We start from the raw sequence: 9,494 nt of genomic DNA on the forward strand, positions 1-9,494 counted from the left end.
GGGTCCGTCCGGCGGCTCGGGCCGGACGGACCCCGGCCCGCGTGCGTCAGCCGAACACGGACGCGCAGGTGGTGGCGGTGGCGTGTGCCGGATCGAGGGCGTTCGCCACCTCGTGGTAGGCGACCCGGTCCAGAAGGCCGATCGCCACGTGCCCGGAGAAGTCCGCGGCACAGAGGTTCTGCACCAGCACGTTGCGGACGCCCGTGCCGCTGAGGAACTGCGAGCCGTACGGGGTGACCACCTCGTCGTACTTGGTGGCGATGACGGTGTAGCGGACGCCGGGGACGGTGTCGCCGCCGGCGTTCAGCTTGGTGAGGAAGGCGGAGCCGGCCACCTGGTCGGCCAGTCCCGGCGTGCTCGCGGACAGCAGGTCCTCGGCACCCGGGAAGTACGGCAGCAGGTTGGCCAGTCCGTTCAGGGTGGTGCCGTGGTTGTCGGGCGCGATGCCGACGAGGGCGTTCACCTTGGCGGCTCCGCCGAGGAACTTGAGGTAGTGGCGGGGCATCATCCCGCCCTGCGAGTGTCCGACGAGGTCGGTCTCGGCGGCGCCGGTCGCGGCGAGCACCTTGTCCACGAAGACCTGGAGCTGTCCGGCGGACTTGTCGATGGGCCCGAGGCCGTGGAAGAGCGGGACGCCGGGGAGCTGCCCGTAGTCGAGGGAGTAGACGCAGTAGCCCCGGTCCACCAGATAGGGCGCGAGGGCGAGCCAGTTGTCGACGGAGTTGCCGAAGGTGCCGTGGACGAGGACGACGGGGCGCGGGTGGGCGGCGGAGGGCTTGCAGGAGTAGTTGTTCCAGCCCCGGCCGGGGGCGGTGTCGGCCTGGGCGGTGGCGGCGGGGACGGCGGTGACGGCGGCGGCCAGCAGCAGGGCGGCCAGGGGTCTGAGTGCACGCTTCCAGGGCAGCATCGTGTGATCTCCTTGCGGCTCAAGGGAGTTGCGAGGGAGTACGCCCTGTGATCCGGATCACGAGGATGCTGTTCACTCGTCAAGTTACGAACGAGTAGGGCAAGTGTGAAGTTACGCGTCAGTAAAAACTTGCACGGGTGACCGGGGCTGCCGGTACGGCGTCACCAGGTGGGGCGGATGGGGCCTCGCGGGGCGATGTGCGTCAACTGCGCCCGCAGGAGCTCGACTTCGCGTTCACCGAGCAGGTCCGCCCAGGGCCGTACGGCCTCCGCCGCAGCCTCCTCCGCGGCCCGCGTGCAGGCCCGGCCCCGTTCGGTCAGGACGAGCAGCCGGGCGCGCGCGTCCTCGGGGTGCGGCCGACGTTCGACGTAGCCCTTGCGGACCAGCTCGTCGACGAGCTGGCTCGCGGCCTGCTTGGTGATGCCGAGATGGACGGCGAGGTCGGTGGCCGTCGCTCCGTCCGGGGAGAGCCGCGCGAACGCGAAGCCGTGGGCGGGCCGCAGCCCTTCGAAGCCGCGGGCGACGACCCCGGCGTGAATGCGTTGCGTCAGGTCGCCCGCGACGGCGAGCAGGGCGGCCGACAGGGCCATGGCCTCGGAGTTCTGCACAGGAGCATTGAAACACCCTTGACGAAATGGTCAAGCCGCCTGACCATATGGTCAAGTAGCTTGACCATATGTCGCTGGAGGTTCCCCGTGCCCGTCGTCCGTTCGTCCGAAGCCGTCGTCCACGAGATGCACGGCGCCCGTTTCGTCTCCTACGCCTCCCCCCGCAGCGGGAGCACGGAACTGTGCGCCTGGCGGGGCGAGATCCCCGCGGGCACGAAGGCCCCGCTGCACAGCGTGAGCCGCGAGGAGATCTTCCACCTGCTCTCCGGCGAGTTGCTGGTCACGCTCGACGGCCGCACCGAGCGGATCGAGGCGGGCGACGTCCTGATCATCACCCCCGGCGCGGTGTTCGGCGTCGAGAACCCCACCCGGCAGCCGTCGACCGCCTGGGTCACCACCTCCATCGGCCTGGAGGCGGAGCTGGCCGACGGCACCCGCGTGACGCCCCCGTGGGCCAACTGAGGCCGCAGGGAAGGGAAAAGGGCGCACTGGGCCATCGCGCGCGGGGCGTGGGCCTCGGGTCACGCCGCCAGCGTCCCCGGCACGATCACATGCGCCCCGAAGCGGGCCCGCGCCCGGTCCGCCGCCTCCTCGACGCGGCGGACCTTCTCGTCCACGGGGTCGAACGTGAGCTGGTGGGAGGCCTGTTCGGCCGGGGTCAGCCCCTCGGCGCGCAGGGTGACCGCACGGACGCGGGCGCGCTGGAGTCCGAGCGCCTCGTACATGCGGTACGCCTCCGCGGTGAGCGCCGAGGAGTGCGCGGTCGGCTCCTTCAGCGTGCGGCTGCGGACCGTCGCGGAGCGGTCGGCGTAGCGCACGGTGAGCGTCAGCGTGCGGCACACCTGCTCCAGGGAGCGCAGCCGGGCGCCCAGTTCCCCCGTGGCGGACAGCAGGGCCATGCGGTGCCGGCCGGGGTCCAACTCGTCCCGCGAGAAGGGGCGTTCGGTGGCCAGGGAGCGTGCGGCCGCGTTCGGCACGACCCGGCCGCGGTCGGTCCCGGAGGCCTTCTCGTGCAGCTCGCGGCCCGCGCGGGCGGTGGTGAGGCGCTGCAAGGTGGACAGGGGCGCGGCGGCGACCTTGCCGACGGTGTCGAGGCCGTACTCGCCCAGAGTGCGGGCGGTCGCTGTGCCGACGCCGGGCAGCGCGGCGACCGGCTGGTCCGCGAGGAACTCCCGGACGGAGTCCGGATCTCCGGGCACCACACGGGTGTTGCCGCGCCCGGCCTCCCGCAGGGCCATGCGGGCCAGCATCGGTCCTGGCCCTGCCCCGATCACGCAGTCCACCCCGTGGTGGGCGAGGGCCCGCACCCGTATCACCGAGGCGAGTTCCACGACGCCCCGGCCGAAGTACCGTTCGGCGCCCCGCAGGTCCACCAGCGCGGCGTCGGGCGGCAGCGCCTCGACGACGGGGGTGAACTCCTCCAGCATGACGAGGAGTCGGGGCAGGGCCGCCTCGCGCGTCGGAGGCAGCTGGAAACGTACGCAGAGGATGGTCATCCCGCACTCCCCGGACTCTGGTGCCACAACTTCTTTCCTCCCGCGGGCCCTTCGCCCGCCGGACGCAGATCCGCCCAGGGGTGCATCTGGAACCCCGTGGACAGGCGGATGCTGCGGCTCTCCATCCGGTCCTGGGCGGCGGAACCGGTCGGGCGGGGCAGCCCGTCGGAACCCGCGACCCTGGCCCGGGACGGACCATCGCCGTCCGGCGGTGGGGCGGCGGAGCCGTCGCGGGCGGCGGCGTCCGCGTCGGCCAGCCGGGCGGCCACCCCCTCCAGGCCCTCCTCTCGGCGCACCTCCAGCAGGTCCGCGAGGTTCCAGGCGGCGGCCCCCACCACGCTGAAGCCGCGTGAGCCGCGGCGCTGGACCACTCCGCGCACGAGCAGCAGCCAGGAGTGGAACACGGTGTGCGCGCAGGTGTCGTGGGAGTCGTCGAAGAAGGCCAGGTCGACCAGGCCCGTGCCGTCGTCCAGCGTGGAGAAGATGACACGCTTGCCGGAGCGGATCGGCGGGGTCTGGGTGGCCGCCTTGGCGCCCGCGACCAGGACCGTCTCGCCGTTGCGCGCCTCCCGCAGCCGGCGGGCCGTGACCACGCCCAGCTCCTTGAGGAACTCCCGGTGGTCGTCCATCAGGTTGCGGGAGGTGTCCATGGAGAGGATGCCCAGCTCGGCGCTGAGCTTCTCCGCCTCGTCGAGGTCCGGCAGGCCGGCCGAGGCCGTCCGCCGGCCGCCCGCCAGCGGGAGCTGGTCGCCGCGTCCGCCGCGCGCGCCCCGGTGGAGTTCCGTCAGGTGCAGTTGCAGGTCACGGCGGTTGGCGCCGAACGCGTCGAGGGCGCCGACCTGCGCCAGCCGCTGGGTGAGCGGCCGGCTCGGCCGGGCGCGCTCCCAGAAGTCGAGCAGGGAGGCGTACGGCTGCCCGTCCGCGATCCGGGCGGCCTCGGCCTCGCTGATGCCGTGCACGTCGGAGAGGGCCAGTCGTACCCCCCACACGTTCCTGACACCCCTGTATTCAGACACCAGTTCGATACGATGGGCGACCGCCGACCGGTTCACGTCCAGCGGCAGGATCGGCACCCCCCTGCGCCGCGCGTCCGCGAGCAGCAGCCGCTTCGGGTACATCCCGGGGTCGTGGGTGAGCAGCCCCGCGTAGAAGGCGGCCGGGTGATGGGCCTTCAGCCACGCCGACTGGTACGTCGGGACGGCGAAGGCGACGGCGTGCGCCTTGCAGAAGCCGTACGACCCGAACGCCTCGACGATCTCCCAGGTGCGCGTGATGGTCTCGGCGTCGTACCCCTTCGCCGCCGCGTGCTGGGCGAACCAGAAGCGGATCCGCGCCTGCGACTCCGGGTCGGACAGCCCGCGCCGCACCCGGTCCGCCTCGTCGCGTCCGCAGCCGGTCATGATGTCGACGATGTCGATGATCTGCTCGTGGAAGACGACGACCCCGTACGTCCCCTTCAGCGGTTCCTCCAGGTCCCGGTGCGGATAGCGGACGGGTGCCCGGCCGTGCCGCGCCTCGATGAACGGCCGCACCATGTCGGCGGCGACCGGACCCGGCCGGAAGAGCGAGATGTCGACGACGAGATCGTGGAAGGTCTCGGGCTGCAGGCGCCCGACCAGGTCCCGCTGGCCCGGCGACTCGATCTGGAAGCAGCCCAGCGTCTCGGTGGACTGCACGAGCCGGTACGTCGCCGGGTCGCCCTGCGGTACGGCGTCCAGGTCCACGGCGTCCCCCGTCGCCCGCTCCACCTCGGCCACGGCGTGCGCCATCGCGGACTGCATCCGCACGCCGAGGACGTCGAGCTTGAGCAGCCCGAGGTCCTCGACGTCCTCCTTGTCGAACTGCGACATGGGCAGGCCCTCGCCGCTGGTCGGCACGACCGGCGTACGGGCGAGGAGGGAGGCGTCGGACAGGAGCACCCCGCACGGGTGCATGGCGACCCCGCGCGGCAGGGCGTCGAGGGCCTCGACCAGTTCCCACAGCCGCCCGTACTTCTCCCTCTCCCCCGCCAGCTGCCGCAGTTCGGGCAGCTCGTCCAGGGCCGCGCGGGCGTCGCGGGCGCGGATGTGCGGGAAGGACTTGGCGATCCGGTCGATGTCGGCCGGGTCCATGGACAGGGCGGCGCCCACGTCGCGGATGGCGTGCCGGACGCGGTAGGTCTCGGGCATCGCGACGGTCGCCACCCGCTCGGTGCCGAACCGGCCGATGATCGCGCGGTAGACCTCGATCCGGCGTGCGGACTCCACGTCGATGTCGATGTCGGGCAGTACCGAGCGGCGCTTGGACAGGAAGCGCTCCATCAGCAGCCCGTGCTCGACGGGGTCGGCGTGCGCGATCCCGAGGAGGTGGTTGACCAGCGAGCCGGCGCCGGAACCGCGCGCGGCGACCCGGATCCCCATCCCCCGTACGTCGTCCACGACCTGAGCGACCGTCAGGAAGTAGGAGGCGAAGTTGTGGTGGGCGATGATGTCCAGTTCCCGGTGCATCCGCTCCCAGTAGTCCCGGCGTCCGGCGTAGCCGCGCAGGACCATGCCCGCCGCCGCCCGGGAGGCCAGGGCGCGCTGGGCGGTGCGCCGGCCGGCCCCGACGAGGTGCGGCTCGGGGAAGTGGACGGCGCCGATGCCGAGGTCTTCCTCGGGGTCGACGCGGCATTCGGCGGCGGTGGCCTGCGTCTGTTCGAGCAGCCGGTGGGCGGTCTCACGGCGGAAGCCGGCGGCCTCGACGATCCGCTCGGCGGCACCCAGCATGGCACCCGGGTCCTTGAGCCAGGCCTCGCCGCTGTCCAGCCCGCGCCGGGGGTCGACGGGGACCAGGCGGCGGGCGGCGTCCAGGACGTCGGCGACCGGGCCCAGGCCGGGGTCGGCGTACCGGACGGCGTTGCTGAGCACCGGCCGCACGCCCTGCTCGGCGGCGAAGCCGACGGTGCGCGCGGCCAGCCGAAGCGAGCCGGGGCCGGTGCCCTCGCGCCCGTGCCAGACGGCCTCCAGACGCAGGGCGTCGCCGTACCCCTCCCGCCAGGGCACGAGCAGTTCCGCGGCCCGGTCGGGGCGCCCGGCGGCGAGTGCGCGGCCGACGTCCGAGGCGGGGCCGAGCAGGACGGTCAGGCCCTCGGCGTGGTTGTCCGACCGGGGCAGCACGGGCGGGCCCTCGCCGGCCTGGGATGCCGTAACGATTCTGCAGAGGTCGGCCCAGCCGGCCGCGCCGTCCCGGGCGAGGAAGGTCGCGCGCGGCGCCGACTCGTCGACGAAGGCACCGCCGCGGACCGGGGTGCGCCGCCTCTCCCCGCGCTCGGGCTCCCCCACCGCGAGCTCGGCGCCGAACAGCGGACGGACGCCCGCCTTCGCGCACGCCTTGGCGAACCGGACCACGCCCGCGACGGTGTCCCGGTCGGTGAGCGCGAGGGCGTCCATGCCCCGCTCGGCGGCACGCTCGGCCAGCCGCTCCGGGTGCGAGGCCCCGTACCGCACGGAGAACCCGGAGACGGTGTGCAGATGCGTGAACCCCGGCACACGCACCTCCCGTACCCGTGAGCCCCTGGCCAGGCTCTCGAACATTAGTTCCCAACTGCCTCACCTCCACCATAGACCAATTTTCGAACAGACGTGCTACATCCGTTCGGACCCGTCCCACCTGCGCAAACACCATGCGGCCCGGAGCGTGGGGGCATGACGCAGAGAGCCGGAGCCGACGCGCCGCGTACGTCCTTTCTCGACGAGGTGAAGGACGCGGTCACCCCGCGGGCCACGCTCCTGGTCATCGGTGTCATCGCCCTCCAGCTCCTCTTCATCGCCTCCTACGTGGGCGCGCTGCACGACCCGAAGCCCAAGGACGTGCCCTTCGGAGTCGTCGCGCCCGAGGGGGCGGCCGAGCGGACCGTCAGCCGGCTGCGGCAGCTTCCGGGCGAACCGCTGGACCCGCGGGTGGTAGAGGACGCGGCCGCGGCCCGCCGGCAGATCATGAACCGCGACATCGACGGCGCCCTGGTCGTCGACCCGTCCGGCACCACCGACACCCTGCTGGTCGCCTCCGGCGGCGGAACCGCCCTCACCAACACGCTGGAGGCGCTCACCGCCTCCCTGGAGAGGGGCGAGCGGCGCGACGTCCGGGTCGTCGATCTGGCGCCCGCCTCGGACCAGGACTTCGACGGGCTCTCGTCCTTCTACCTGGTCGTCGGCTGGTGCGTCGGCGGCTACCTCGCGGCGTCGATCCTCGCGATCAGCTCGGGCGCCCGGCCCGCCAACCCGCGCCGCGCGACGATCCGGCTCGTCGTGATGGCCCTCATCGCGATCATCGGCGGGCTCGGCGGCGCGGTCATCATCGGGCCGGTCCTCGGCGCCCTGCCGGGCAGCGTCTGGGCCCTGTGGGGCCTGGGCGCCCTGACCACCTTCGCGGTCGGCGCCGCCACGCTCGCCCTCCAGGGCATCTTCGGGATCGTCGGCATCGGGCTGGCCATCCTGCTGATCGTGATCGCGGGCAACCCGAGCGCGGGCGGGGCCTTCCCGCTGCCCATGCTGCCGCCGTTCTGGAAGGCGATCGGACCGGCCCTGCCACCCGGCGCCGGCACCTGGGCGGCCCGCTCGATCGCCTACTTCAAGGGCAACGACGTGACCGTCTCCCTGCTGGTGCTCTCGGCCTGGGCGGTGGTGGGCAGCACGGTGGCCCTCCTGGCCGCGGCCCTGCGCAGGAAGCACCAGGCACCGGCCGAGACATCGCCTCGGCCCGCCTAGGAGCGCTGCGAGAAGCCCCGCCCGGGCACGCGAACGCGGAGGTCCCGCCCCCACAACCGGTGGGGGCGGGACCTCCGTACGGACGGTGAGCCGTCAGCCGATCTGGGCGCCGAACACCGAGAGAGCCTCGGTGACCGGCTGGAAGAAGGTCTCGCCGCCCGAGGTGCAGTCGCCGCTGCCGCCCGAGGTGAGGCCGATCGCGGTGTCGCCCGAGAAGAGCGAGCCGCCGCTGTCACCGGGCTCGGCGCAGACGTCGGTCTGGATGAGGCCGTTGACGATGTCGCCGTTGCCGTAGTTCACGGTGGCGTCCAGGCCGGTGACCGTGCCGTCGTGGACCTGGGTCGTGGAGCCGCTGCGGGTCACCTTCTGGCCCACGGTGGCGTCGCCCGCCTTGGTGATGGCCTGCGCGGAACCGTTGTAGAGGTCGACCTCGCTGGGATGGGCGACGTCCGCGGTGTACTTCACCAGACCGAAGTCGTTGTCCGGGAAGCCGGACTGCTCGTTGGTGCCGATCTGGTTGCCGGCGGAGTCCGACCAGGTCGAGATCGACTCCGTGCAGTGCCCGGCGGTGATGAAGTAGGGCTGGCCGTCCTTGACCACGTTGAAGCCGAGCGAGCAGCGCCCGCCGCCTCCGGTGATCGCGTCGCCGCCGGCGATGAAGGGCTTGAACTCCCCCTTCGTGCGCCGCAGTTCGGCCTTGCCGCCGAGTCCGTCGACGACCTCGGACAGCTTGGCCCACTCGGCCTTGGAGACCGTGCGGTCCGCGGTGACGACGACCTTGTTGCCGGCCGGGTCGGTGGCCCACGAGGTGCCGGGGATCGTCGCGTCCCGCTTCAGCGCCGTACGGGCGCCCTTCAGCTCGGCGAGGGAGTTCTCGACGACTCTGGCCTTCGCGCCGGCCGCCCGCGCGGTCCTCGCGGCGGTCTCGTCCAGCACGTTGACGACGAGGTGCTCGGCCTTCGCGTCGTAATACGTTCCCGCCGCGTCGGTGCCCAGGTCCTCGCCGAGGACCGAGGCGAGTTTTCCGGCCGCCGCGATGGAGAGCGTCCGCGGCTCGGGCGACTTCGCGACCTCGCCGGCGTTCGCAGTCTGGAAGGTGACTCCCGCGGTGACCAGTGCGGCGATGCCCGCACCTGCCACGGCGGCGCGCCGCCCGGATATGCGTCGGTGCTTCAACTGACGTCCTCCTGTGGGGGGTCGGTCGAGGAGGTCGTGGGGACCTCCGGGACCGGAAGGCGTACGGACATGAACCCGGCACACCGTAAAAAGCCGCGTTCATGCCAACGGTGCGGCGCCCACTATTCCGACGTCGACGGGGCGCCCACAAGGTCGACTTCCGGACGCGCCCATGGCAACGGGCTTGCGCCCCCTACGCCCTGACCCGGCGTGACCGACCCCATGAATTCGCACTGCAAACACTGTGTGCGAGCACCGCCTGTGCGGTCTGTGAGGTCTAGCCCTGTCCGGATTTCGCCCCTGACTCGTCCGGTTCCTCGCGGGCTTCGCGGGGCTGGAGTTGCTCCCGCACCGGTTGCGGAGAGGTCTCGGACACCGGCCGCAGTGCGGGCTCCGGGGTCTCCGTCGACGGCTGTTGCGCGGCCGGCGCGGGCTGTTGCGCGGGCTGCGGCGCACCCGTCTGGGCGCGTTCGAGGAAGCGCAGCAGTTCCACCGGGAAGGGCAGGACGAGGGTGGAGTTCTTCTCGGCGGCGACGGCCACCACGGTCTGGAGCAGGCGCAGTTGGAGGGCGGCGGGCTG

At 72.7% G+C, this 9,494-nt stretch carries 7 protein-coding genes and 1 pseudogene; 2 read left to right on the forward strand and 6 right to left on the reverse strand.

Annotated features, from left to right (window positions below):
* Nucleotides 1–46 precede the first annotated feature (46 nt).
* Nucleotides 47–907, reverse strand: a complete 861-nt coding sequence (locus tag ACWGIS_RS35865) for an esterase/lipase family protein (RefSeq protein WP_453366704.1) — start codon at nt 905–907, stop codon at nt 47–49.
* Nucleotides 908–1,068: 161 nt separating this feature from the next.
* Nucleotides 1,069–1,515, reverse strand: coding sequence for a MarR family winged helix-turn-helix transcriptional regulator (locus tag ACWGIS_RS35870; RefSeq protein WP_453366705.1), 447 nt, complete (start codon nt 1,513–1,515; stop codon nt 1,069–1,071).
* An 87-nt stretch (nt 1,516–1,602) separates the two neighbouring features.
* Between ACWGIS_RS35870 and ACWGIS_RS35875 the strand changes: the two genes are divergently transcribed.
* Nucleotides 1,603–1,977 (forward strand): cupin domain-containing protein, encoded by a 375-nt coding sequence (locus ACWGIS_RS35875; protein ID WP_453366706.1) that lies wholly within the window; start codon nt 1,603–1,605, stop codon nt 1,975–1,977.
* A 59-nt stretch (nt 1,978–2,036) separates the two neighbouring features.
* On the opposite strand, the gene ACWGIS_RS35880 is transcribed toward ACWGIS_RS35875, so the two are convergent.
* Together ACWGIS_RS35880 and ACWGIS_RS35885 are read right to left on the reverse strand one after the other, a co-directional pair.
* A complete protein-coding gene (locus ACWGIS_RS35880) occupies nt 2,037–3,011 on the reverse strand; it encodes a DNA polymerase Y family protein (RefSeq protein ID WP_453366707.1) in 975 nt (324 codons plus the stop codon).
* Nucleotides 3,008–6,520, reverse strand: coding sequence for a DNA polymerase III subunit alpha (locus ACWGIS_RS35885; RefSeq protein ID WP_453366708.1), 3,513 nt, complete (start codon nt 6,518–6,520; stop codon nt 3,008–3,010). The genes ACWGIS_RS35880 and ACWGIS_RS35885 overlap by 4 nt, the downstream gene beginning before the upstream one ends.
* A gap of 156 nt (nt 6,521–6,676) precedes the next feature.
* Here ACWGIS_RS35885 and ACWGIS_RS35890 point away from each other — a divergent pair, with 156 nt between their 5' ends.
* Nucleotides 6,677–7,738: a DUF3533 domain-containing protein gene (locus ACWGIS_RS35890; RefSeq protein WP_453366709.1), complete on the forward strand. Its 1,062-nt coding sequence runs from the start codon at nt 6,677–6,679 to the stop codon at nt 7,736–7,738.
* Nucleotides 7,739–7,831: 93 nt separating this feature from the next.
* Here ACWGIS_RS35890 and ACWGIS_RS35895 read toward each other — a convergent pair whose 3' ends face one another.
* Nucleotides 7,832–8,914, reverse strand: a complete 1,083-nt coding sequence (locus ACWGIS_RS35895) for a S1 family peptidase (RefSeq protein WP_453366710.1) — start codon at nt 8,912–8,914, stop codon at nt 7,832–7,834.
* 277 nt (nt 8,915–9,191) lie between these two features.
* A pseudogene (locus ACWGIS_RS35900) lies at nt 9,192–9,494 on the reverse strand (slipin family protein); the annotation flags it as partial.

It is taken from the genome of Streptomyces sp. NPDC054842, assembly GCF_053611025.1.

Bases quoted from the DNA above. Each gene is read 5' to 3' on its own strand.
- ACWGIS_RS35865 (WP_453366704.1), bottom strand. From the start codon at position 907: ATGCTGCCCTGGAAGCGTGCACTCAGACCCCTGGCCGCCCTGCTGCTG.
- ACWGIS_RS35880 (WP_453366707.1), bottom strand. From the start codon at position 3,011: ATGACCATCCTCTGCGTACGTTTCCAGCTGCCTCCGACGCGCGAGGCG.
- ACWGIS_RS35890 (WP_453366709.1), top strand. From the start codon at position 6,677: ATGACGCAGAGAGCCGGAGCCGACGCGCCGCGTACGTCCTTTCTCGAC.